Raw genomic sequence first — 24555 nt, 5'->3', positions numbered from 1 at the left:
TTAACATATTCATATTCAAAAAAATTTGAGATTGAGGTGGCTGTCATGTCATTACAATATATTGAAACTTCTGTTCATGGGTTGACGCTAAGAGGGACAGCTCATATTCCTGAGACCCTCAAGGGCGGCAAATACCCTACGGTCATTATGTTTCATGGATTCGGGGCTAACCGGATCGAATACTTTTACTCATTTGTTCAAATTTCACGCCTTCTTGAAAAGCAAGGGATTGCAGCTGTGCGGTTTGATTTTGGAGGGCATGGCGAAAGCGAGGGAGATTTTTACGACGTGACCATTTCTAGAGAGGTGGAAGAGGGAAAGGCCATCGTTAACTTTGTCCGACAGTTGGAATTTGTGGACCCCTCCCGTGTCAGTCTAATGGGTATGAGCTTAGGGAGTGTAGTTGCCAGTATAGTAGCTGGTGATTTGTCTAAAGACATTCACTCTTTATGTATGTGGTCCCCTGCGGCAACCGTAACCGACGAAATCAATAACAACAAAACGATTCAGGGACAATCCATTTCGTCTATGGATCAGCAAGGGTACTTTGATTTCAACAGTTTACGTCTTGGACCGGGATTCATTGAGGACGTAGCCAGCTTGGATATTTACACCAGAGCCTCAAGTTTTAAAGGGAATGTCGCCATTATACATGGAGATCAGGACTTTATAGCGCCTATCCAATATGCCTATCAATATGAACAAGCCTATTCACAGCCCATTGGCATTCAGATCATTGAAGGTGCCGACCATTCATGGGGAAATGTACCTCATCGGGAACAGTTGTTCAGAAATACGTTAGATTTTTTTGAAAAGAACGCTAAATAATAGATATCCCACAGCGGGAGAACAGGGGAGAAACCATCATGTCCATCAAAAATGAAATTATGCTGATCACTTATGCAGACAGCATGGGGAAGAATTTGAAAGAGCTGGGAGAACTGCTGAACGACCATTTTAAACAGGTGATCGGTGGCGTCCATTTGCTTCCTTTTTATCCGTCTTCGGCAGACCGTGGCTTTGCTCCGATGACCTATGAGAGCGTTGATGCACCCTTTGGTGACTGGGAGGATATTGAACGGCTGTCTCAGGATTTTTACCTCATGTTTGATTTTATGATTAATCATATCTCCCGCAGCTCGGCGTATTTTCAGGACTTTATCCAACATAAAGACGCTTCGCCGTATGCCGACTTGTTTATCCGATACAAGGATTTTTGGCCGAATGGAGAGCCTACTCAGGAAGAAGTGGATTTGATTTATAAAAGAAAGCCACGTGCGCCTTATATTGATGTCGAGTTTAGGGATGGTACGACGGAAAAGGTATGGTGTACCTTTGATGAGGAACAGGTGGATCTTAATCTGCACTCGGACGTGACCCAGCAATTTGTCAGAGAAAACCTGATTCATCTGGCTGAAAAGGGCGCTTCGATCATCCGACTTGATGCTTTTGCATATGCTACCAAAAAAAGAGGAACCAATTGTTTTTTCGTGGAGCCTGAAATTTGGGACATGCTCGGTGAAGCACAGGAGATGTTGAAGCCTTACGGCGTCGATGTTCTGCCGGAGATTCATGAACATTACTCCATTCAGTTGAAGCTTGCTGAAAAGGATCATTGGGTTTACGATTTTGCCCTGCCTATGCTAGTGCTGCACACACTGTATAGCGGTAATAGCGAGCGTCTCACTCACTGGCTGAACATCTGTCCGAGAAAGCAATTTACTACGCTGGATACTCATGATGGAATTGGAGTAGTGGATGCCAAGGACTTAATGACGGATGAAGAGATCGAAGAGACCAAAAATAATTTGTTCTCCAAGGGAGCTAACATCAAAAGGGTATACAATACGGCTGCCTATAATAACCTGGATATCTATCAACTCAACTGCACGTACTATTCAGCACTTGGCAACAACGATGATGCCTATGTACTGGCAAGAGCCATTCAGTTTTTTGCACCGGGCATCCCCCAAGTCTATTATGTAGGACTGCTGGCAGGTGAAAATGACATCGCGCTATTGGAAGAAACGAAGGTAGGTCGTAACATTAATCGGCATTACTATTCCCAGGAGGAAGTCATTGAAAACCTGGAAAGACCCGTTATGAAGCGATTGTTTCAGTTGATGAAATTCCGCAATTCCTATCCTGCTTTTGATGGTGAAATCAAAATTATAGAAGCTGGAAATTCCGATCAGTTGGAAATCCAATGGGAAAAAGGGAGCTATCGTGCCCTTCTGAAAGCCAACGTGCGGACCCATGCATTTACAATTGATTATGTAGATCTGGAAAAAGGATCCCTTGTACGTCTGACAGGCGTTTAACTGATAGGACGCATCGGATTCTAAGAGCATAACAGAATATAATGTCCTGCACGGTTATTCAGCCGCCCGCCCACAGTTTATTCCCTGTTGCGGGCGGATTTTTATTTTACGGTAATCACCGGCGTGATGCCCTCCAGCTTTTTCGGGGAACGGTTCACAGCCAGCTCAAGCAGCACGGATACTTGTACTCGTTAGCGGTTGAGTCCATAGAAAATTATATCCATATTATGTGGTTTAATTGGTTTATTTATCCTTAATTTCTGTTAATAATACATCGCTTTCATTCTCGTCCATATGACATCCAGCCTGAGCTTAGATGGACAAAACACAGCCTCGTCCTACTATTGTGAAGTCCGATAGTTATTGACAGATTTAAGAAAAGAGATCGACGCATTCATTTTAAAAATAAAGCAGGACGAATTGTCATTTTAAAAAAAGTCTATACATATAAATTAAATGTATAGACAAATCAAAAAAGCGGATTTATAATTACGCTGTAAACGTTTTCTGGTAGTAAGCATTCAATCAGACCTTGAAGGGAAGGAACAATCATGAAGAATATTTTACTGGCTTGCAGCTCGGGTATGTCTACAAGTTTGCTGGTTACCAAAATGCAGGATTATGCCAAGTCCATTGGGGACGAGGCTGAAATTTGGGCAGTAGGTCAAGATCAGGCGACAGAAGAAATGGCTAAGGCGGACGCGGTATTGATCGGACCGCAAATGAGTTTTCTTAAAGGACAGCTGCAAAAGGAAGCTGCTCAATACGGTATCCATGTTGAAGTGATCGACATGATGGCGTACGGACTGGTGGACGGCAAGAAAGTCTATGAACAGGCTTTGAAGCTGGTGGAACGTAAAAATGGATAAAGTCAATATAGCCGATCTGACGGAAGAGCAAATTAGTTTCCAACTCATTCTGCATAGTGGAAGCGCTCGCAGTAAGGTGATTCAGGCGCTGAGCGAATACCGGAATGAGAACACGGAGGGTGCAGACGATCTTATTAAGCAGGCGAAGCAGGATTTGCGCGCTGCGCATGATATCCATTTTCAAATGGTGAAGAATGAAGCCGGAGGAACCCCAACTCCTTTGTCGCTCCTTCTGATGCATGCGGAGGATCATCTCATGTCCACGGTTACCATGAAGGATCTGGTCCAAGAGCTGCTGGAGCTTTTCAAATCCAGAAATTTATAATCTGTACACAAGAGTTTGTGAAATTCGGGACATAAGAATTTTGCAACAAACCTGATGCAAGTTACTTCGCGGGGAGGAATAGGCTTTGTTTGAAAAATTAAGCCAAATTTTAATACCTATTGCCGGTAAACTGAACAACAACCGCTATCTTACTGTACTGCGTGATGCATTTATGCTGTCATTTCCATTAACGGTTTTTGGCTCCATTATCGTTGTTATTATTAATCTGCCGTTTCTAAAAGGGTGGATGGGCGAGGGCAATCTGACGACTTTTCAGAATCTGCTGAATATTGCGCCTAATGCAACACTGAACATCATGACTATGTTCGTGGTCGTCGGGATTGGATATTATCTATCCCGAAGTTATAAGGTCGAACCGATATTTGGCGGCATGATCGCTTTGGCCAGCTTCCTGATGCTGACTCCGTTTGTGCTGACACAAGAAAGCGGCGCCACGATTGCCGGGGTCATTCCTGTCGACCGGATCGGGGCCAAGGGCATGTTCCTCGGGATGATCGTCGCTTTTATCGCGGCTGAGATTTACCGAAAGGTGACGCAGAAGAAGATTGTTATTAAAATGCCTCCAGGCGTTCCGCCAGCAGTTGCCAAGTCCTTTGCCGCATTGCTGCCTGCGTGTATTACGCTGGGCATATTTTTAATCATCAACGTAGTGGTCACTTTGACGCTTCACAATAATCTGCATGACTTGATTTATCATGCCGTTCAGGCACCGCTGGTACATTTGGGCAGTGGAATTATCCCTACCTTGATTGCTGTTTTCTTTGTCCAGCTCTTATGGTTCTTCGGGCTTCATGGTCAAATTATTATCAACTCGGTTATGGACCCGATCTGGAACACGCTGGCACTGGAAAATTATGAAGCGTACTCCAAGGGAGCAGAATTACCGCATATTATCACGAAGCAATTCGTTGATATTTATACGGTAGGCATCGGCGGTACAGGTATGACACTGGCCGTGGTGCTCTCGATTCTATTCTTCCTCAAGAGCAAGCAAATGAAGCAGGTCAGTAAGCTGGCCCTTGGACCGGGCTTGTTCAATGTTAACGAACCCGTCATATTCGGTCTGCCCATTGTGATGAATCCATTGATTTTTGTTCCTTGGGTGATTTCACCAATGATTGTTACGCTGATTACTTACTTTGCCATGTCTACCGGAATTGTGCCTCCACCGAATGGGATACAGGTTCCCTGGACGATGCCATTGTTCTTTAGCGGAATGATGGGTACGGGTTCCCTGGCGGGTGGACTGCTGCAACTGTTTAATATGGTTGTCGTCTTTGTCATCTGGTTCCCATTCCTGAAAATTATCGACCGGATGAATGTTCGTAAAGAACAGGAAGAGGAGGTTGGCCAGGCAGCTATTGCAGGCAAGGATCAATCGATAGGAATGTAAGGTGAATCTTCTGCCACGACAGCAGCAGTTTCATGGAACAAGAGAGAGGAGTAGAGCTGTGAATCATACCGAAATGAAAGATACAGAGAAGCAAACCGTTTCATACCGTTTTCCATCCGACTTCTGGTGGGGTTCCTCAGCTTCGGCTACCCAGACAGAAGGAACCGTGGAGGGAGACGGCAAAGGGCCGAACATTTGGGACCATTGGTTTGAGCAGGAGCCGAACCGTTTCTACGACGGGGTCGGTCCTGCGGATACGTCCCGTTTCTATACCCGTTACAAAGAGGATATTGCACTCATGAAAGAGCTTGGTCACAACTCTTTCCGGTTCTCCATTTCCTGGTCGCGTCTGTTTCCGGCGGGAAGAGGTGCCATGAACCAGCAGGCGGTTCAATTCTATACTTCCGTCATTGAAGAGTTGCATCAGGCGGGTATTGAGCCGTTTGTGAATTTGTATCATTTTGATTTGCCGATGGCTTTACAGGAAAATGGAGGCTGGGTGAACCGAGAGACGGTCGAAGCTTACGTGGATTACGCTAACACTTGCTTTGAGTTATTCGGGGATCGTGTAGCCAAATGGTTTACGCATAACGAGCCGATTGTCCCGGTGGAAGGCGGCTATCTATACGATTTCCACTATCCGAATGAAGTGGATTTCCGTAAAGCTGTACAGGTGGGGTATCATACCCTGTTATCGAGCGCCAGTGCCATTCAGGCATACAGAAAGGGAGGCTACAAGGGCAAAATCGGCATTATTTTGAACCTGACGCCAACCTATCCGCGTAGTCAGCATCCGGCAGACGTGCAGGCCGCTGAAATATGCGATGCGTTCTTTAACCGTTCCTTTTTAGACCCATCTGTGACGGGAGAATTTAATCCTTTGCTCGTGGACTTGCTACGCCAGGAGGAATTTTTACCCATCACGGAAGAAGGGGATCGGGAAATTATACGTCTGGGCACTGTGGACCTGCTGGGCATTAACTACTATCAGCCGCGCAGAGTCAAGGCCCGCGAAAGTCTGCCGAACCCGGACGCGCCTTTTGTACCGGAACGCTACTTTGATTATTATGTGATGCCAGGTCGCAAGATGAATGAGATGCGGGGCTGGGAGATCTATGAGAAGGGCATTTACGATATCCTGACCAATGTCAGACAGAATTATGGGAATATTGAATGTTTTATCTCGGAAAACGGGATGGGCGTTCAGGGTGAGGAAAAATTCAGGGATGAGCAGGGTATGATCCGTGATGACTATCGCATTGATTTTATCCGTGAGCATCTAAAATGGGTTCAACGGGCGATCTCGGAGGGCTCCAATGTGAAGGGCTATCACCTGTGGACGTTTATGGACAACTGGTCCTGGTCGAACGCCTATAAAAACCGCTATGGCTTTGTATCAGTCGATCTTCAGGACGGAGGTAAACGATCCGTTAAACAAAGTGGGCACTGGTTCAAGCAGGTGATCGAAAATAACGGATTTTAAGGTGGTCCTCTGGACCGCCTTTTTTTTCTTCATCACCGAAAATGATTATGCCGTATGCCGCTGGTGAGAAAGTATAATGTTCGGTATACTTACTTCATACCGTAACACCTTAATGTCCCGCCTGCAGAACAAAATGAACCAGCAATACCGATGTTTTGGTAAAATGCTGACATAAAACAATTTTTTAGTACAGGTGGTAGACTGATGAATAAATACCAACGGATTGCGCAAGAAGTCAAACAGCGGATTATGGATAAAACCTATAGTGGTGATGATCCGATTCCCGATGAAATCTCGCTGGCAAGTGAGTTTCAGGTGAGTCGGATGACGATTAAGAGGGCATTGGATACGTTGGTGATGGAAGGACTGTTGAATCGTAAAAGAGGGCACGGGACCTTTATCGTCAAATCGGTTCACAATGGTCCTGTTAACGTCGTCGTGAACGAAATGCTGGGCTTAACCAACCTCCTGCGCGGAAAAGAAATCAAAAATAAAATTGTAGCCTTTGACGTTCAATTTCCATCCGAGGAAGTAGCGGCTCATCTATTTATTGATGCCAATTCTCCTGTGTATCACGTCATCCGTCTGCGTGTTGTAGAGGGCGAGCCCTATGTTATCGAGCGCACGTACATGCCCACGAAGCTGATTAGCGGTATTACCGAGCAGGTGCTGTACGGCTCGGTGTACCAACATATTAAGGAGGAGCTGGGCCTTAATATTGTCGGTTCACATCGTACCATCCGTGCGTCCAAGTCGACAGAGCTGGATCGGGAGCATTTGGACTGTGCAGCGGATGATCCAATCTTGGAAATTGAGCAGGTGGGTTATCTGGATACGGGCATTCCGTTTGAGTATTCTTTCTCGCGGCATCGGTACGACAAATTTGTGTTTACCACAGTGAACCGGATGCGTTGAGCAAGTATGTGGGGAGCGAATAGTAGTGTGAAAAAAGCAAACATGGCAGTAGAAGCCTCCTGTATGAGAGTGCTTTCCTGCCATGTTCTTTTTAATGAAGTGAATTAATTACCAAGCAGCCTTACTTCATGCACAGTCGGGGTGTACCAGTTGTTCGGGTTGTTAAATAACACCGCATTGACGATATTGATTCGTACATAGCGTGCCTGGAAGTTAACCTTGTCACTGGTAAACCCATACGCAGTATTGCTTGTGCGGTCAATGATGGAATAATTAACTCCATCCGTGCTGTATTCAATTTTATACTTATAATACGCCTCAGACCCTTTGTACATAAACCAGGAAATATCCACTTCGCTGATCGTCTTCGTACTGCCGAGATCAACCTGCCACCAAGCGGGCCAGGATGCAGATGCAGCCTTCCACGAGGTTTGGGCGTTGCCGTCGTTCGCCAGTGAAGCCGGAGAGCCGGATGCGGCTGAGTTGGCAGTCGCCGTTTTGCCTTGCGCGTGATTCACAAGCGAAGGCAGAATCACATTGCCTGTCGCGGCATTCAGATCCCAACTGCTATACCAGTTCAGCGTTGCCGTTTTGCTAGAGTCATTCAGGGTCAGCGGTAGCCATATAAACTTGTGGTCGCTCAGATTGAGCGGATTCCAACGGTCGCCCATATAGATGTAGCTGGTTCCTGTGCTGCCTGTAATCGTGGCGATGGAGTGGATTTGCGAACCATAGGCTGCCGGGTCACCGAAGGGCGAAAGCGCAGACCAGCTTCCCGTCATGGAGCTGGCGGTTGCATAAGCACCCTGATTCGGATACCAGCCGGATGCCTGCGAGGTGAACAGGTAGTAGGTGTTGTTCTTTTTCACAACAGCAGGGGCTTCACGGTAGCCATTCTCGAAAATCCAACCGACGAACGATTGCACGCCCGTATAATCGTCGGTCAGCTTGAAGATCGCCATCGTATCGTTGGCACCGCCATTTTTGCGGGAAGCGGTAACGAGGTAGCCACTGCCGTCCGTATCCGTGAACACGGTCATATCGCGGGATTCATAATTCAGTGGACGGAAGCTGCCTTGGTAGATAAAAGTTCCGTCCGGTGTATCACTGGTAGCAACAGCTACGCGGCCCAGCGAATAATCGGTACCATTTTCATAATGCGCCCACAGCACGTATTTGCCGGTTGCTTTGTTATAAATGACCTTGGGACGCTCGATTTTGCTGGAATTCAGCTCAGGGGCGGAATTCTTGCTGAGAATGGTGCTGCGGAAGGACCAATTTTTCAGATCGGTAGAGGTATATACGTTCACTTTTTCAAATTTCCAGTTCTCGGCATGCTCGCCGTACCAATAGTAAGTGGAGCCTACCTTTAGAATATTGCCGCTGTTGGCCTGAATCGGATTACCTGCGGTATCTTTCCAATCCGTTCCGTTTGTAATAGCTGTGCTTGCTGCTGCGTTCAGCGATAATGCTGCATCAGCATGAATGGTATCCAAACCATTTAGCGCTTCGGCTCCATAGGTTGCATGGGTCACACTTGTCGTATCGGCATGTGCTGCATTCGGTTGAAGCCCTGTACCGACCACTGCAAGTATGATGCATATCCATGCGCCCAGCCATTTGCTGTTGTTGATCCACTTCACGATATCATCTGCCTCCCTTAATACGGATAGAATGGGCCAGTATGGATTGTCCGGCACCTCACCTTAGATTTTATCTTAATTGGAAGCGTTTACAAGTGGAATAAATTGAAGTCTTATGTTAATTCGGCATTACCAATGCCGTATAGGAGCCTCGTTGAAGAAAATTGAAGCTGAGAACAACTGAAAGATCTATTCACCATGTACAATGATTGGAAAAAGGCCCCGTAAGCTTTAATGGGTCCTTTTTCATCGGTGATTTATCTTATAGGGACTAATATTTCATTAGCTGCGCGCAATTGCACAGGTTGTAACTGCTTGTACTCATTAAGGATGTCTTCATACAAACTTCCTACATATTTGGGGGCAGATATTGTTGCAATTACAGCATAATCCATTCTATCATTCCCGCTGTTACGCCCCATTCCGTGAAGGACCAAAAATGGATTTTCTAATGAAGTTGCCCTCATTCTATCCCAGCGTTGAACGACAGTGTCCCATTTCAGTTCCCCGCGTCTTGCTTGCTCAGTTTGATAACTATGAGGACTTCTGGATACAGGAAGCAGGCTTTTTTGATACCCTTGTTCTAAAAGACGTTGTATTTCATCTTCATCTTCGTGTATGTGCCTAGTCAAAGGCTTCTTGTTTAAAGTAAAACGGTATTTTTTATCATGAGGATAAAATGTATCTTCTATTGCTGATTCAGTATAATCTTCGACATGTAGTGGGTTTGCCTTAGCTAAGACAGCAATTGTGTATTTAACATCAACCATTCCCGCATCTCTGGCGTTTATAGGATAAGGAATCGGAAGTTTTGCAAAATTCGCTGGGAGGATTGAACTACTGTAGACAAGGGTGACAAGTTTATCAGAACAGTTCATAATCTGTTCCACAGATTGATCGATAAATCCGTAGCCAAATTCATTGCATATTCCATTAGGGTTGTTAGCAGAATGAATTAGTAGCGCTCGTGCAACTAACGGATCGAATCTATCACAGCGCCCTAAAATTTCTCCCGCCATTCCAGAAATGATTGGAGCTGAAAAGCTTGTCCCCATACTGAGATGTTTTTGACCGTGAATACTAGAAACTAGATGAATTGGTCTGTTCTCATCTCCGCCAAAACTAGAGATGTCTGGTTTAACCTTACAACCTTCTCGTCCTTGTCCGATCGAGCTGTAAGAAGCTCTGATAACCTCTCCGCTAGAAAAATCATATGAGAATGCCCCTACTCCAAGCCCGTTCACTATATCGGAAGGAGCTTGAATGCGGTTAAAAGGCTTCTCTAGATCCCCGTCATTACCAACTGCGACAACGAAGAGTTTTCTATAATTCCAGGCTAAGTCATCAAGTACATATGTGAATCTGGAGATGTCATCGTCCAAGATAGGTCCGTGAGGCCCAAAAGATAGATTATAGACATCTATATCATGCCTGGCAGGCACGATGCTTTCGATTATATCGATTGCCTCATACAGTTCGTAATCATTAGGATCATTTAATGGTAGAACACGAAAGCTTTCAACTGACACGAGTGGCTGAGGTACTTGAGAACCCCGTCCATATGGATTCAAAGGTCCATAGAGGATACATCCAGCTACTGCTGTACCGTGTGCTATCCCCTCATTTATTGGTTCGGTATCCAAGACATTATTATCGTGAACATGATTTACTAGTAATGGGTTAGTTGGGTCTATACCACCATCGAACATCCCAACCTTTATAGACGATCTTGTGTTACCCCTCGCAGGCTCAGGTGCATACGGCTCAACACTTATTGTTCGCATCTCAGGAAAAGAACTTATCCGTATAGGATGCGCTGTTCTTAAGGGATTAAAATCATTAATCGCATCTAATGCTTTTCTATTAAGATTCCCACTAATAAATGTAGGACCGTTGGTATAATTTTTTATTCTTAATGATTCCGGGGGGACACCATGCTCTGCAAGAATTCTCTTAAATTTTTCTATGGCAACATCGGTCTCGCTTTCAAATGGATGCAGCACCATTTCAACTTTACCGTGTTCCCAATTTTCTTCAAACCCAACAATCACTTCTTCTGGGGAGAGTAAAGAAATATCTTCAATTTTCTGTAAATCCTTTCTAAACGCCTCTTTTGTTACAGCCTCATTTTGATCTAAAATCTCTTCTAGTCTGTCAAGATTAGCAGGGGTGGCACGTACAAAATGCATCTTGCTATAATTGGATTCATCTGGGTTATCCTCTTCAGAATAAAACCATCTTCTAGAACCAATGTTCTCAACATCTATATCTTTAAATAAAGTGTTGGGAGTGTATGATTTAGCAAGAAATTTATGATTCAATCTAAATGTAACAACAATTTCTTCTACCCGTTTTTCTGAAGGGATGTTATCAATTTTTTTCCTCAAATTCAAAATTTGTTCTTTGGCTCGTTGGCGAGCTTCTGAATAAGTCCTAGGAAAACTAGTTTCACCATATCCATTTGCAGGTTTTACCGGTTCAATAAGGTTCTCACCATAACCAATTATGGGTAAAAAGCGTTGATCTTCATCAGGCATGTCTTATTCCTCCTTATTGACTTTTAAGTGATGACTTAATGTTGAAGGGCTGATACCAAGCCAAGAGGCAATGGTTTTTTGAGTAACTTTTTTTCCAAGTGATTCCTTAGCGGCTTTTGCAAATAAGCTATTAAACTTGCTATCTTCGCTAACTGTTTTTAATTGATTGATAATCGCGACTATGGGTTCACTGTCATCAACAATAATTTGTCTGATGATTCTTTCTGATAATTGGGCAATATCTGCCGCACTTCGTCCATGTGTCACTTCTGCAAGAACATAAGAGAACTTCTCATCAAGCGTTTCCATATAATTTCCTAAGTAATGTAACCAAAGCGTTTTTCTTGCCTCCAGGTCAGGTAGTCCTATTTCCAAGGCCCGATCAAATCTTCTCCAAATGGCCTTATCCAACATATCTGCATGGTTTGTAGCGGCTACAACAATTGAATGACTTGGCCAGTCTTCCAACTCTTTTAGAAGAACGTTAACTATTCTTTTTAACTCGCCTAAATCTCCGGGATCGTCTCTGCGTTTAGCTACAGCGTCAAACTCATCAAGAAATAGAATAGAGGGAGAACTTTGGGCGTATTCAATCACTTTTTTTAGATTTTGCCCAGTTTTTCCTAAGTAACTTGATATTGAAGATGCCAAGTCTAAGGTAATTAGCGGGAGATTCAATTTGTGAGAGAGCATAGAAGTTAGAAAAGTCTTTCCTACTCCAGGAGGGCCATAGAGCAAAAGACTAGTTGGGGGCTTAATACCAGCCGCCAGCAATTTTTTAGCTAAGGATCGCTCTCTGATAAAAGCATCGATATGCTGGGAGTTTTCTTCGCTCAAAACGACTATAGGTTCATTTGCAATGGGTTCTTCCACTCGAGCCAAAGACATAAAGGTATCACGATCAGTTGGAGGTGGATCAATACCAACTGATCGTGATACGGAAGCGCCTACCCCGTAATAGGAAAGTGCCTTTGCTATTTCTTCGGCAACTGCTGGCTCTTCTTTTTTTAATTTTCGGATTAAAGTGAGGGCAGCGGCTTCAACTGTTCGCATGTCGTTTTCAAAAGATGCACGTATCAACTGGGGGATCATGCTAAGGATTTCCTTCATAAATTCACACACCTCAAATATTTAATTGTACATCGAATATGTAAATTATAGATTAGACATGGTTTATAGTCAACGAAATTCGATCAATACATTAAATGATATTTATATCGAATTAGTGATGTATTGTAATTTGTTCTAGTTGGCCTGACACCATCGTTCGTATTCAATGGTTTTTTTGGAATCGTTCATATATAAAAGGTTATTTAATTATAAAGAAGTAAAAATATAGTTGTTATATGATTATGAGAGAAACGGAATGGTTCTACCCAATAATCTATTTTCTATATCTCGATTGCAGGGGTTTTAGCAGTGTAAGTTCACTGTATCTTACTCCATTTGGTTTGATCCAATGCAAAGAAGAACATTTGATAAATTTAATATTTATAAATGTTCACAGCAACAGGGCGGAGGTTGGATTCCTTCGCCCTGTTTTGATTAACCTTATTCAGTTATTTCGTGTTCCATAAATGTGGTTAATCCTCAGACTGTTCCGTCCTGACCGGGAGGTCGCAGAAACGCTGCTTGCTGCGGCATGTATCGGCGCAAAGCCTCTGGAATACGGATTGAACCGTCCTCTTGTTGGTGATTCTCCAGCAGCGGAATCAAAATCCGGGGCGAAGCAACTGCTGTATTGTTAAGTGTATAGGCATATTGCAGCTTGCCGTTCGCATCCCGGTAGCGGATATTGGAACGCCGCGCCTGAAAATCAAGCAATTGGGACGACGAATGCGTCTCGCCGTAAGTCTGTCGGCTGGGCATCCATGTCTCAATATCCACCTGCTTGTAAGTTTTTTGCGCCATATCGCCTGTACAGACGGCCATTTTGCGATAAGGCAGCTCCAGCAGTTGAAGCAGGTCTTCCGCATTGCGCGTAATCTCCTGAAACATCTGCTCCGAAGTGTCCAGACTGGCTTCGCAAATCACCACCTGCTCGACCTTGGCGAACTGGTGAACACGATACAGTCCGTGCACATCTCTTCCGGCCGAGCCAACCTCATTGCGGAAGCATACCGACACGGCCGCCAACCGGATGGGGTCCGTAACGTCCACGATTTCACCGCTATAATACGAGACAAGCGGAACCTCCGAGGTACCGACAAGCCATTGATCCTCTCCTTCAATACGGTACGTCTGATCCATCCCGAGCGGGAAGAAACCGGTGCTGCGCATCGCCTCCGCGCGTACCATCAGCGGAACGTCCAGCAGCTGGAAGCCCCGTTCGACCAGCAGGTCCACAGCAAGCTGCTGTACTGCCCGGTGCAACGCGACCCCCGCTCCAGTCAGGTAGTAGTTACGGGTTCCGGCTGTTTTGACGCCACGGGTAACGTCGATCAGGCTGTGAAGCTGGCCGAGCGCCATGTGATCGCGTAGCTCAAATCTCCAATCGGGAACCGTACCGACCCGCTCCAGTTCCACATTATCCTCATCCGATCTGCCCCGTGGTGTATCTGGCGAAACGACATTAGGAACCAGCAGCATGAGCTGTTGAAACTGCTCTTCCACTTCTCGCTGTGGGGCCTCCAGACGGTCTAACTGTCCGTTAATTTCTTTAACCTGCTGCTTGGCCACTTCCGCCTGTTCACTCTTTCCGGCATGAATCAGTGCGCCAACATCCTGACTACATTGATTCCGTGCCTGGCGGAGTTGCTCCACTTCCTGAAGCAACAGCTTTCTTCGGTTATCCAGGGTGAGCAGCTCTGCAACCGAGACCTGTATTCCTTTTCCATTTGCTGCTGCCTGAACCTGTTCCTGATGTTCTCTGATCCACTTGATATCCAACATGACACCGCACTCCTTTTCGGATAAAAATACAAAAAGCGCCCTCATCCACATGGGACGAGGAGCGCTCTGATCTCGCGGTGCCACCCAAATTGACCGGACAGCATGACAGATGCCATGACTCTCCAATCCACTTTGCTCCGCTATAACGGGCGGGTGTCCGGTTTACTTAGGAATACATGTTCATCTTGTACACTCATGTATGTTCCTTGGCGTAAACGCCTCCGAGTTGGATGCTCTTCACGGGCGTAATGTCGTTTGCTTTTTTGTTAGTATACTGATTTTTGGCAGGTTAATCAAGCTACAACAGCTTTTTAAGCTGCGATATACGGCCTTGTGACACGCCAAGCCATTGTGCATATTCTCCCTGCTTGGCATGAGGATGTTCATGTACTATTTTTCTTAGACGCTCGACTAATTGTTGTGATGATTGGTTGACTCTCTTTCCTTTGTACACAGGTTTCTCAACCATTGGAGCAGGAGTGCGACTAACGCCTATATTTCCTTTTAGCTCTTGTATACAGGTTTTACATAAAAGTGAATTTCTAAAATAGGTCAGATCTTCGACAGCATTACATAGGTTACAGGCGATTCCGATATACTTTCGCATACTCAAAAAACCGGTTTCAATATCCATATAAAATTCTAAAGGATCGCCAATACCAATACCCATGGACATCCGCATTTCTTTAGGAATAACGATTCGTCCTAACGAATCTAAAGAGCGAGTCATACCTGTATTCTTCATATGATATCCTCCTTCTTCAACTGTCTTGGCCAAGCTCATTTCTCCAGATGGGCACTTGCCTGATCGAACACTTGTTGTATGAGCTGGCTTATGCGAGCTTCTGAGATACCCAACATGCCAGCATATTGCTGTTGTGTAGCATGTGGATGGCTTTCATATAGATCTAAAAGAAGCTGGGCCATGATCTCTCTGGGCTGAAAGACTTGTACACGCATAGATTCGGTTTTGAGCATATAGTTGCAATTTTTACATATGAGAGAGCCTTTGAAACCGACTAATTCTTCGGTAGAGAGACAAAAATGACAAGACTGCCCGTAATATCTTTGTAGTAATAGCGTACCCGTCTTTTCATCTGCAAAAAATTCAATAGAATGACCGTGAAAAATATCGCATGTAAACAAGATTTCCTTGGGAATGACTAAGCGCCCTGTAGGGTCTAAGTTTTTTGTCATTTTCACATGAGGCATTGCCAAAAGACCTCCTATTACCAAGATAAAAAGCAATAAAATAGAAGTATTTATTGTTATTCCAAAATGTGGTACCATCAGGAGTAGTCAAAACTTATATCATATTATAAGTTTCCAAAATATATTTTTGAAAAAAATGTGTATCATATTAAAGTTCACGCTGAAAGGGTGGTTTATTTATGGAAATCACACCTAAGATTAGAGCAGAATTAGAAAGATACCTAAAACAAGCAGGCTTGAGCATGACCGAGTTTGGACACATTGCTGGCATGAATCCGGGTACGGTGAGCGGCATTGTAACGGGCAATCGTACCATTTCGGTGCACCAATTGGATCGCATTACGTTAGGAATGAATTTACCAACAGACTATTTCTATGAAAGATATATTGAAGAAAGTGTGATAGATGCACCGCTGAACTGGAGAAGAATTAGCCCGTTCCTGTACCGCTGTGTGCAGTTTCAGCGCGTAGACTGTTTGCAAAAAGTAGTAAGTGTGCTGCTGGATGATCTGGGCTATCTTCCTTATCTCTTTGCATTAGCAGAGGATTGTTATAAACAAGATTATCGGGAAGCAGCGGCTTACCTATACGAGAACATCGCCGAGGGCGAAAAACAGCAGCATTCGGAACGACTTGCGATCTGCCAATATCGCCTGTTCACCCTTGCGATCGGAAAGGATCAGAATCGCAATATGGACGCTGCGGCCAAATTTGAGTCGTTTGTCCATCGTTTGAATGAGATAGATCAGCTAGATGCGCTGAAAGATTTAGCGAATGTGTACAGAGCATTGAGCCAGTGGGACAAGGTATATAAGTATGCAAAGCAGATGGGACAATTAGGACAGGTTCAATATGATTTGGTTCATAACTCTGAGCGCAAGGAAAAAGAACCACAAAAGAAGCTAAGTAGGCCACTTTTTGTATACATAGCCTATTCCGAGTTGCTGTGTGCTCATGCCTGTGATGCAAAAGGAGATCATGAGCAGGCATTAGCACATCTTCGGGGTTATGCTGATCTAAGCTGGGTCAAGGAAACTGACCCGGACACACTCCATTGGCTGGGGCGATTTCAGCGATGGGCAAAAATAAATACGTATGTGAATAAGCTGATGTCGGGAGATGTGAGTGTCCTGCCGGACTACGTAGAATATATGGCAGGTGAGAAAGAGATTTTTGCAGAACTCTTAAACGTTATTGAAGCAGCCAATCGCTATAACATAGATGTGGATCATATCCTTCGACGCTTTGAACCCCAAATTACGGCGTATCAGGAAGTTTCATCTACAGATATGTACACACAACAATTCTTACCACAGCAGTATGCACGTTTTTGGTATAAGATGGCTAAATACAGCCTGAATAAAGGTAGATATTCATATGGTTTCGAGTGCCTTTTAGTCGCTTGGGAACATGCTCTTACAATGAATAATCAACTGGTTATTTCAAATTGTGCACGATTATTTGAGCGCTTTAGTGTGAAAGCTGTCCTTGAAACAGGAAGAAAACTTCAAAAAATGTGGAACGAAATCGATCAAAAAGATGGCTTTGCTCTTGACAGTAATTAGCTTTGTACTGGTACTGGTACTACCAGTTCAGGCTAAAGACCCTACCCTGGGCATATTCAAACCGCAAGAACACATTGGTTCAGCTTGACCGAGCACCATTTCATTACCATTGACCAGCCTAGCCGCTGGTCTTTTTTTGTTATATTTCTCTGATTTTTGATTGCTAAAATAGCCATTCATATTTCCACATTCCATCCTAAAATGAGATACATTAGGAGGGAATGCGCTATGAATACAGATGAAACGTTAAATCAACAGTTGGAAGATGCCCGGCAACGATTGCATGATCTGTACGAACAGTATGGTTTCGGACATGCCTGTGTGCTTGAACAGTCTATGTTGTTGGATGAACTAATTAATCAGTACAACCGTATGTTCCAGACCAAGAAGCTGACCCAACTGATATAACCCAACATCCTCATGCTTTCAAAGCCACATCACCTACATTGTTTTTCTTGCCTTAGCATGACGCCTGGTTTCGTTCAAATAAATAAAACAGATGCTGTTTATGCAAAACTATTCCTCCTCTCATCTAACTAGTATAATCATTCTATATAATGGCTTTTTTAAAAGAAAAATACATTAACATGTCATAAAATGTAATTAATTTCTTGAGGTATGGGTAAGAATCGATGCACATATTAATTTCAAAAACCAACCAATGACCCATAAAACCTATCCTTTGACCTAAGGGAAATGGCAATGCAAGCTTGTTAAAAGCTTTGTGAGGTTAGCGATCTAGGAGAGGGGATTCATTTATAGGGGATTATTGAACATTTGCGTAGAAAAACAGAAATCGTGTGATATAATTATTATTGAAATAATTACCATTGATAAAAGAATATAATAATAATGCAATATGTTTGAAATGTTTTTTCACATGCAATTTTCTTCACTCTATTTTTTGCTCGATTACATAAGATTACATACTTACATGTTTATTAGCGTTGTTAGTCGCTTTTTTTGTGAGTTTCTATGCAAAAGAAGTTTCTATAAAATAATATTATTTGGAGAAAAAATCTATGAAAAAGAACAAATTATTGATTGCATCAGCCTTATCTATTAGTTTACTAGGGGCTGCTGCCATATCAAGTGCAATTTTTGCGGATTCAGATGTAAGTGATTCTGCGAATACATCCACTACGGCGACCCGAGATACTGGTACAACAACTACTGGTGACCATGTAGTAACTCCTCAAAACGTCGGAAATACTTTCGGCAGTAGAGTACAAGGAGGTGCAACGGTCCAAAGTTCCTTTGATGTTCCTAGAGGATATGGCCATGTTAAACTTACTCTGAAAAATAACTCTAGTTATCCAGTTAGAGTAAGTTTATTGCACAATGATTCAGGTAAAGAGTACATCTCTGGAACAAGAATCTCGCCTGGCAGTTCAATTACTTGGAGAAGTACTGACGAAGGTTACACAGACGGTTTGCGTTCAGGAAGCTACACTCTTCAATGGCGTGGTGGCGATTATAACGTTAATGCGGAATTCAATGGAATTGCCGGTTCACGGCCTGCGGATATCAGATAGCTTAACGGCTAATGTAACGAAGCAAAGAAAGCCCCAACCTTCATCTGCTCTCCTGTATAACTCATAGCCACGAGTTGCTCTCATGAAAAAGTATTAGTCTTATAAGGAAGAATCTTTTAAGGTTCTTGATGGCGGAAATAGGATTAGTCCAATGGCTTTGCAGGTGGTAAAGTACAAGGTGTAATCACTGTAGTAGAAACAAAGCTATAGTAATTAATTGATAATGTAAAAGAAGAAGGACTAGTCCTTCTTCTTTTTTTTAAAATATTCATATTCACTTACAGCTAAGTAAGCTACTCCAATAATCAAAGCTATTACGGCAAAAACTTTTAGAGAATCAAACGTTACATTATAATTAGGATTTAACGTTCCGGCTCCTATAATTGATGCACTAAGAAAGTAAGAAGAATACAACATAGCAGATATAAAACAAAATATTGTTCCTGTCGCGGCCCTATTCATTGTCATCACCCTTTATAATTTTATGTAATAAATCCAAAAAATATAAACATGGTTATTATAATCCAAAAGGTTGCGCACATCAACTTTTGGAGATTATCAATATTCATCACTTCTCTTACCCCTCCCAGTCATCCTGACAGAATCAAAACGAAGGAGGGATTGTTTGTAAAAAAACTTCAGTCAAAATGAAGTAGTTTATGGTCAGTCAACAGATGAGGAAACGCAAGAGAGGATCATCTACAAGAAAAAGATGGAACCTTGCTACTGATTGATCTCATATACCTGAAAGATACATAAATAGTATAAAAGCCAAAACATAGACATGCTTGATATTAAAGTAATGGTACCGCTTAGGGAATACATGGATCTCTCTCCTTTATGAAGTGTGATAAAACGCCTGTAAAACAAATGTGAATGTTACCATTATAATGTAAATATATGACCAGAAGGGAATATCATGAAAAAAATAGCGATTATTATTGCTGCTTTACTGCTTTTTGTTGTAGGTACACCTAACATTTACGCAGCACAAAATGATGCGGCAGTACCTCATCCTGATAAGATTTCGGAGAATACATCCACTACGGCGACCCAAGATGCTGGTGCAACAACTATTGGTGAACATGTCATAACTCCTCAGAGTGTGGGGAATTCTTTTAACTTTACTGTAGGGGGAAGTGCAACTGCACCAGGTAGCTTCGAGGTTCCTAAGGGTTTTGGGCATGTTAAATTGCGCATTAGGAACTATGCTAATGCCCCGGTTGATTTTACTGTACAGCACAACGATTCTGGTAAAGTGTATGTTGACGGCAAGACAATCAGCAAAAACAGTGAAACAGTTTGGAGAAGTACTGATGCGGGATTTTCGGACGGTTTGCGTTCTGGACGATATACAATTCAGTTCCGCGGTGGTACAAACAAAGTTAATGTGGAAATTTGGGGTGTAGAGGGTTCATTGCCTTTGGACGCAAAATAATAACTGACCTAAACAAAGAAAGCTCTGGGCCTCAGGTCTGGAGCTTCTTTGCGTTTTTTCTTAGGGTTCACGTTGTAGTTTGAGAAAACAGGCTTAGGGAGATATATCAACCAATGTATAAGCTTTATATTGAAGATTTAACTGAATCTTAAGTAGCTCAGCAATTACACATTAGTCAACAGGCGGTGAGAAAATGGAAGAAAAATGCTCCAGAAACTATCTCAGACAGTGGACTTTTAAGATTAATACAAATAGTTCAGAAAAAGGACAGCCAAGCTATGCTACAGCTCATTGATATCTCTTAAAAAACGATATTTTGCATGTAAGTAAATTTATTTACTTGCCACAAGAAGATGCCATTTCCCAGATTATCGTTGAATTTTTAGAGTACATTCAGTTAAACCAACTGGAATAGAAACTTTTAAATAAAAAAGTATGAATGAGTTGTAAAAATGCTTCTTTTTTTCCCTATATAACGAGAAGCAAATAAAAGCGCGCAGCTTTCTCTAGCCAGTCTGATTAGACAAAAAAACTTTAATTAAAAGGAGATAATTATTATGGCATTTACAAAAGAATACACTGCTAGTATCGTTTTGAATTTGGATCAGGTCAGACAAATGCAAAGAGCACAACGAAATGTTTATGATAAGGGTCTTGTAGAGCAAAATACTAATGCTTTGGCCATTGCGTTAAGTACTTCGCTGTCTGTTATTGGAGCTATGTTTTTTAAATACACTGCACCTAGTTTGGCAGCAGGCATAGCTTCTCTCCTGGTGGGTATGATTCCTAGTGAAAAAGAAGCTCTCAAAAGTATGGTTATTAATGGTTACTGGGAAATGGGGTATCTCCAAGACTTTTTGGAGGACAATCAAGGGAGATATGATTTGATTGAAGTTAAATTCCCATTTATTGAATACGAAACACAGGGAATCAGATTCATTACCGGTAAAGGTGTAGTGACGCGAGTGCATTCCACCAGCGGTGGATGGATGCTTCTTTAATAGTCATAGAAAAGATAATCGCTTGTCTTTATCTAAGACAAGCGGTTATCTTTTCCTCCAACCAAAATTTATTCGAAAAATTTTTGCATTAACTTTCCATTATACCCGCTAATAATCTCATATGAAACAACGCTATTTTTAGGAACGGCCGAATTGTATTTATAAACTACTAAATTTTTTTCTCCCAATATGGTTAATCCAAGTTTCCTTTCTTGTTTTGATCTTATAGTGATCCAGTACAAGTCGGACGAGGGAGTACTTGAATTGGATTTTTTTAGCTGTAATTGCGAAAATATATTTATGATTTGATTAATTGATTTAGGGTCTGACACAGTTATTTTCTTTTCATTTGCAGAATTATCATCGGATTTAATAATTTCAATTGTGTCAATTTCCTCTAAATTTACTTGTCCCAAAGCTGCTTCTTTAAAAGATATAGTCGTTTTAGATGTAAAAATGACTCCTGCAACGACTATTACTACTAGAAGTATTATGAAACTTAGAACGTATTTTTTTTGTATTTTCATAAAGTCCTCCTTATAAATCATATGTACATAATATACCATTAATATAAAAAAATTACCATGACAGCCTTTAGGCCCTTCCATACTGGATTCGTCTCCAGCTCCTTCAAGCCCGTTGCCGTTTTTTTCGTGTAGTCTTCCCCAACAAACATATCATCCAGGTTCGTTTTTGCGAAGGGGGGCATAGGCCTTAGCCAAGCTCAAAATGGGCTATAGTCTCTATAATGCCTTTTTAATTTCATGTAAAATGTAATGATTACCAAAATGGGCAGCGATGGAGGGCGACATGAAGGATTTGAAAGATCGTTTACATACGATCCGCCAAGAGCAGCACAGGCTGCTTAAGGAATACCAGACGTTAATTGCGGACTACGAAGCCTCGGATGTCATTCTGGAGAATGAGGTGCTACGGAAGAAATTCGAGGATGTTCAGGCCCGCTGTATTCGTCTGGAAGAGCGGGTACAACATATTGAGCAGGAAAATGGAAAGCTGCGCACGGCGCTGACGGAGCAAATGCTGAGTGAGAAGGCCAATATGATCCGCATCTCGCGCGAAAAGCTGGAAAGCTATTTTGCTTCCAGAACAGCAGAAGGGACGAACCGATTGACTGCCTTTGAGTACGGGGCTAAAAATCGTGTAGACCAGCTTATTCAGCAAAGCACTCATGAGCTTAAAGAGGATCAGGAGGAGATCGTCGCCAGATTGCGGCAGTTCTCGGAGGAAATCGGTGAGCGGATCATGGAGCAACGCCGACGGTTCCAAGAGGCTGAGCAACATCTGCTTCATCATACGGCGAACGGGCTGGACCAGCTTCAGGAAGAAGAGATCAGCGAAGAAACGATGCAGAAGCGCATGAAGCAAAATCAGTTCGAAATGAAGCTGGGCTTGAACTGGATCAACAAGCTGGGGATGTTGCTCATTATTCTAGGCGTAGGAGCAGCCTTTAAATATTCATATTCCAACTGGTTTACAGGAAATATGAAGGGCGTAGCCTTTTTTCTGTTAGGAGCGCTGATGCTGGGTGGCGGCGAGTGGTTGTACCGCAAACAGAAGCAGACCTTTGCGCTCGGCATATTGGGCGGCGGTATTTCGGTGCTGTACGGGTCGATTTTTTACAGCTACTTCTTACTGGAAATTATAGGAATGTATACGGGCATTGGCCTATCCGTACTGGTTACGGTAACCGCTGTGCTGCTGTCGTTAAGGTATGAATCCCGAACGATTTGTTCTTTTGGATTGGTAGGGGGATATCTCCCGTTGTTTTCCTATATGGCGGCGAACGGGTTGGAAGGGAACGCGGTTTACATCGCCATGGGCTACCTGTTCCTGCTGAACCTGCTGATTCTGCTTGTATCCTTCCGCAAACGCTGGGTCGTCGTGCAATATATCAGCTTTCTGCTGAATACACCCCTGATGATTGTACTGGTATGGTTGTCGGATAGCACGACTGCAAGCATGTTGTATGCAGTTATTACATTTGCAATGTACCTCGGGATGACGCTCTGGGTGCCATTCCGATTAAAAGAAAAGCTGTCCTGGCTGGACTTCTCCCTGCTGGCTCTTAACACAGTAGTAAGCTGTACCGTTCTGTACTCTCTGTTCGGCGATGCGGGCCTGGATGATTACAAAGGCTTGCTGGCACTCGTCTTTTGCCTGGTATATGGGGGCTTGGCGCAATGGGTCAGCAGATTTATTCCGGAAGAGAAACAGACAAAGGTATTATTTTATGCCACCTCCTTGACCTTCGCCATTCTGATGATTCCGTTCCAGTTTGGCGTCAGGTGGCTGTCGATGGGCTGGCTGATCGAGGCTGTTCTCCTGACGTTGTATGGCAACCGTTATCGGTTGAAGGAATTGGAGCGAGCGGGCTGGGGCATTTTATTACTATGTCTGGGCGCATTCTTTTTCGTCGATTTCCCTATATATCTGCTGTCCGGATTTGAGACGGATTATTTTGGGCTCAAATACACGCTTATTACGCTGGGAATGCTGATCGTTACCGTCTTTTATGCGATTCAATTCGGCCGACCGGATGCTTTCAAAAATAATCGTCTGTACGAGATGCGTATCATGCAGGTTTTTAAATATGTGACGCTGGTGAATGTGTATGGTTATTTACTGTATGAAGCCAGGCATTGGTATAACATCATCGTACCTGAAGGATTCACACACTATTCCTTTTACAAAGCGCTGCTGTACACCTGTGTATCGCTGGTTTTGGCTTACTCCTTGCCTAAAGTGAAGCTGCTGTATGATCAAGTGATTAAATACTACAGCTTGGCGCTGTATGTCATTGGCTATGCGTTGGGGCTGCTGGTTACCGTGACCATTCCAACCTTGCATGACAATTATGCGCAAAATACGGCTGCCGATTATGTGGCGTTGGTGGTGCTAGCTGCCTTCAACGTTCTGGTAATTTTCAGCAGCAGGGATTTCCTGAACGCACTGATGACCCGACATTATCGAAGCACGGAGCTGTATCCCGTGATCATGGGCGTATATTTGCTGGGTGTGATTACCGCATTCCTCGGGGTTCAGTTCCGTCTGGGCGATGCCGGGCTTGTATTCAGCTTGGTGTATCTGTTGCTGGCCATTGTGTATATTGTCTACGGTTTCCGCCAACGGGTTGTCTACATTCGCAGATTTGGTCTGGGATTGACTTTGTTATCGACTGGCAAGCTGCTGCTGTATGACCTGCATCTGTTAACGACAGGTAGCACCATCGTAGCTTACTTCTCTTTTGGTGTGGTATTGCTGGCGATTTCGTATATTTATCAAAAAGTATCCAATCGCATGGGAGAGGCCATTATAAAGAAGGATGTTGAAGAGAAAATGTAGTTTTTTGTAGGATTATATAGATATCCGACAATATGAAAATAA

General features: G+C 43.3%; 20 protein-coding genes. 13 read left to right on the top strand and 7 right to left on the bottom strand.

What is annotated here, in order from left to right; all coding sequences use genetic code 11:
* Positions 1 to 45: 45 nt before the first annotated feature.
* From NST83_RS24390 to NST83_RS24360, 7 genes are all read left to right on the top strand, one after another.
* Positions 46 to 828 (top strand): alpha/beta hydrolase, encoded by a 783-nt coding sequence (locus tag NST83_RS24390; RefSeq protein ID WP_342415976.1) that lies wholly within the window; start codon positions 46 to 48, stop codon positions 826 to 828.
* A gap of 38 nt (positions 829 to 866) precedes the next feature.
* Positions 867 to 2321 carry a sucrose phosphorylase gene (gtfA, locus tag NST83_RS24385; RefSeq protein ID WP_342415975.1) on the top strand — a complete coding sequence of 485 codons (1455 nt, stop codon included), beginning with the start codon at positions 867 to 869 and terminating at the stop codon, positions 2319 to 2321.
* Between the two features lie 551 nt (positions 2322 to 2872).
* Positions 2873 to 3190: a PTS sugar transporter subunit IIB gene (locus tag NST83_RS24380; RefSeq protein WP_137060801.1), complete on the top strand. Its 318-nt coding sequence runs from the start codon at positions 2873 to 2875 to the stop codon at positions 3188 to 3190.
* On the top strand, positions 3183 to 3515 hold the full coding sequence (locus tag NST83_RS24375) for a PTS lactose/cellobiose transporter subunit IIA (RefSeq protein WP_025684654.1): 333 nt from the start codon (positions 3183 to 3185) through the stop codon (positions 3513 to 3515). The genes NST83_RS24380 and NST83_RS24375 overlap by 8 nt, the downstream gene beginning before the upstream one ends.
* Before the next feature lie 85 nt (positions 3516 to 3600).
* Positions 3601 to 4929 (top strand): PTS cellobiose transporter subunit IIC, encoded by a 1329-nt coding sequence (gene celB, locus NST83_RS24370; protein WP_342415974.1) that lies wholly within the window; start codon positions 3601 to 3603, stop codon positions 4927 to 4929.
* A 73-nt stretch (positions 4930 to 5002) separates the two neighbouring features.
* Positions 5003 to 6412 (top strand): glycoside hydrolase family 1 protein, encoded by a 1410-nt coding sequence (locus tag NST83_RS24365; RefSeq protein ID WP_342418037.1) that lies wholly within the window; start codon positions 5003 to 5005, stop codon positions 6410 to 6412.
* A gap of 204 nt (positions 6413 to 6616) precedes the next feature.
* Complete coding sequence (locus tag NST83_RS24360) at positions 6617 to 7327, top strand: GntR family transcriptional regulator (RefSeq protein WP_342415973.1); 711 nt, start codon at positions 6617 to 6619, stop codon at positions 7325 to 7327.
* A 104-nt stretch (positions 7328 to 7431) separates the two neighbouring features.
* Here NST83_RS24360 and NST83_RS24355 read toward each other — a convergent pair whose 3' ends face one another.
* The 6 genes from NST83_RS24355 to NST83_RS24330 all read right to left on the bottom strand — a co-directional run bounded on the left by NST83_RS24355 (position 7432) and on the right by NST83_RS24330 (position 15611).
* A complete protein-coding gene (locus NST83_RS24355; RefSeq protein ID WP_342415972.1) occupies positions 7432 to 8970 on the bottom strand; it encodes a family 43 glycosylhydrolase in 1539 nt (512 codons plus the stop codon).
* Positions 8971 to 9227: 257 nt separating this feature from the next.
* Entirely contained in the window at positions 9228 to 11507 is a 2280-nt protein-coding gene (locus NST83_RS24350; RefSeq protein WP_342415971.1) for a S8 family peptidase, read from the bottom strand.
* Positions 11508 to 11510: 3 nt separating this feature from the next.
* Complete coding sequence (locus tag NST83_RS24345) at positions 11511 to 12617, bottom strand: ATP-binding protein (protein WP_342415970.1); 1107 nt, start codon at positions 12615 to 12617, stop codon at positions 11511 to 11513.
* A 480-nt stretch (positions 12618 to 13097) separates the two neighbouring features.
* On the bottom strand, positions 13098 to 14399 hold the full coding sequence (gene serS, locus NST83_RS24340; protein ID WP_342415969.1) for a serine--tRNA ligase: 1302 nt from the start codon (positions 14397 to 14399) through the stop codon (positions 13098 to 13100).
* A gap of 298 nt (positions 14400 to 14697) precedes the next feature.
* A complete protein-coding gene (locus NST83_RS24335; RefSeq protein ID WP_342415968.1) occupies positions 14698 to 15144 on the bottom strand; it encodes an AbrB/MazE/SpoVT family DNA-binding domain-containing protein in 447 nt (148 codons plus the stop codon).
* A gap of 35 nt (positions 15145 to 15179) precedes the next feature.
* On the bottom strand, positions 15180 to 15611 hold the full coding sequence (locus NST83_RS24330; RefSeq protein ID WP_342415967.1) for an AbrB/MazE/SpoVT family DNA-binding domain-containing protein: 432 nt from the start codon (positions 15609 to 15611) through the stop codon (positions 15180 to 15182).
* A gap of 179 nt (positions 15612 to 15790) precedes the next feature.
* Here NST83_RS24330 and NST83_RS24325 point away from each other — a divergent pair, with 179 nt between their 5' ends.
* The 5 genes from NST83_RS24325 (at position 15791) to NST83_RS24305 (ending at position 21150) form a co-directional block, all read left to right on the top strand.
* Positions 15791 to 17176: a helix-turn-helix transcriptional regulator gene (locus NST83_RS24325; protein ID WP_342415966.1), complete on the top strand. Its 1386-nt coding sequence runs from the start codon at positions 15791 to 15793 to the stop codon at positions 17174 to 17176.
* Positions 17177 to 17404: 228 nt separating this feature from the next.
* Positions 17405 to 17584, top strand: coding sequence for an aspartyl-phosphate phosphatase Spo0E family protein (locus NST83_RS24320; RefSeq protein ID WP_137060794.1), 180 nt, complete (start codon positions 17405 to 17407; stop codon positions 17582 to 17584).
* A 614-nt stretch (positions 17585 to 18198) separates the two neighbouring features.
* On the top strand, positions 18199 to 18711 hold the full coding sequence (locus NST83_RS24315) for a hypothetical protein (protein WP_342415965.1): 513 nt from the start codon (positions 18199 to 18201) through the stop codon (positions 18709 to 18711).
* A gap of 919 nt (positions 18712 to 19630) precedes the next feature.
* The gene (locus NST83_RS24310) at positions 19631 to 20149 is read left to right on the top strand and encodes a hypothetical protein (protein ID WP_342415964.1); all 519 of its coding nucleotides are present in this window, start codon (positions 19631 to 19633) and stop codon (positions 20147 to 20149) included.
* A 557-nt stretch (positions 20150 to 20706) separates the two neighbouring features.
* The gene (locus NST83_RS24305; RefSeq protein ID WP_137060791.1) at positions 20707 to 21150 is read left to right on the top strand and encodes a hypothetical protein; all 444 of its coding nucleotides are present in this window, start codon (positions 20707 to 20709) and stop codon (positions 21148 to 21150) included.
* Between the two features lie 68 nt (positions 21151 to 21218).
* Here NST83_RS24305 and NST83_RS24300 read toward each other — a convergent pair whose 3' ends face one another.
* On the bottom strand, positions 21219 to 21677 hold the full coding sequence (locus NST83_RS24300) for a DUF5301 domain-containing protein (protein WP_342415963.1): 459 nt from the start codon (positions 21675 to 21677) through the stop codon (positions 21219 to 21221).
* A gap of 283 nt (positions 21678 to 21960) precedes the next feature.
* Here NST83_RS24300 and NST83_RS24295 point away from each other — a divergent pair, with 283 nt between their 5' ends.
* On the top strand, positions 21961 to 24513 hold the full coding sequence (locus NST83_RS24295; RefSeq protein ID WP_342415962.1) for a DUF2339 domain-containing protein: 2553 nt from the start codon (positions 21961 to 21963) through the stop codon (positions 24511 to 24513).
* The last annotated feature ends 42 nt before the right edge of the window (positions 24514 to 24555 follow it).

The sequence above is a fragment of the Paenibacillus sp. FSL R10-2782 genome, assembly GCF_038592985.1.
GTDB classification, from domain to species: domain Bacteria; phylum Bacillota; class Bacilli; order Paenibacillales; family Paenibacillaceae; genus Paenibacillus; species Paenibacillus terrae_C.
The sequence above is the reverse complement of the archived record's forward strand: the minus strand, read 5'-3'. Positions and strand labels throughout refer to the sequence as shown.

Excerpts from the sequence above, each read along its gene's own strand:
- gtfA (WP_342415975.1), top strand. The coding sequence starts at position 867 with ATGTCCATCAAAAATGAAATTATGCTGATCACTTATGCAGACAGCATG.
- NST83_RS24295 (WP_342415962.1), top strand. The coding sequence starts at position 21,961 with ATGAAGGATTTGAAAGATCGTTTACATACGATCCGCCAAGAGCAGCAC.
- NST83_RS24315 (WP_342415965.1), top strand. The coding sequence starts at position 18,199 with ATGAAAAAGAACAAATTATTGATTGCATCAGCCTTATCTATTAGTTTA.
- NST83_RS24300 (WP_342415963.1), bottom strand. The coding sequence starts at position 21,677 with ATGAAAATACAAAAAAAATACGTTCTAAGTTTCATAATACTTCTAGTA.
- NST83_RS24360 (WP_342415973.1), top strand. The coding sequence starts at position 6,617 with ATGAATAAATACCAACGGATTGCGCAAGAAGTCAAACAGCGGATTATG.
- NST83_RS24325 (WP_342415966.1), top strand. The coding sequence starts at position 15,791 with ATGGAAATCACACCTAAGATTAGAGCAGAATTAGAAAGATACCTAAAA.
- NST83_RS24335 (WP_342415968.1), bottom strand. The coding sequence starts at position 15,144 with ATGAAGAATACAGGTATGACTCGCTCTTTAGATTCGTTAGGACGAATC.
- NST83_RS24390 (WP_342415976.1), top strand. The coding sequence starts at position 46 with ATGTCATTACAATATATTGAAACTTCTGTTCATGGGTTGACGCTAAGA.
- NST83_RS24365 (WP_342418037.1), top strand. The coding sequence starts at position 5,003 with ATGAAAGATACAGAGAAGCAAACCGTTTCATACCGTTTTCCATCCGAC.
- NST83_RS24310 (WP_342415964.1), top strand. The coding sequence starts at position 19,631 with ATGAAAAAAATAGCGATTATTATTGCTGCTTTACTGCTTTTTGTTGTA.
- NST83_RS24350 (WP_342415971.1), bottom strand. The coding sequence starts at position 11,507 with ATGCCTGATGAAGATCAACGCTTTTTACCCATAATTGGTTATGGTGAG.
- NST83_RS24375 (WP_025684654.1), top strand. The coding sequence starts at position 3,183 with ATGGATAAAGTCAATATAGCCGATCTGACGGAAGAGCAAATTAGTTTC.
- NST83_RS24380 (WP_137060801.1), top strand. The coding sequence starts at position 2,873 with ATGAAGAATATTTTACTGGCTTGCAGCTCGGGTATGTCTACAAGTTTG.
- NST83_RS24345 (WP_342415970.1), bottom strand. The coding sequence starts at position 12,617 with ATGAAGGAAATCCTTAGCATGATCCCCCAGTTGATACGTGCATCTTTT.
- NST83_RS24305 (WP_137060791.1), top strand. The coding sequence starts at position 20,707 with ATGGCATTTACAAAAGAATACACTGCTAGTATCGTTTTGAATTTGGAT.
- serS (WP_342415969.1), bottom strand. The coding sequence starts at position 14,399 with ATGTTGGATATCAAGTGGATCAGAGAACATCAGGAACAGGTTCAGGCA.
- NST83_RS24330 (WP_342415967.1), bottom strand. The coding sequence starts at position 15,611 with ATGCCTCATGTGAAAATGACAAAAAACTTAGACCCTACAGGGCGCTTA.
- NST83_RS24320 (WP_137060794.1), top strand. The coding sequence starts at position 17,405 with ATGAATACAGATGAAACGTTAAATCAACAGTTGGAAGATGCCCGGCAA.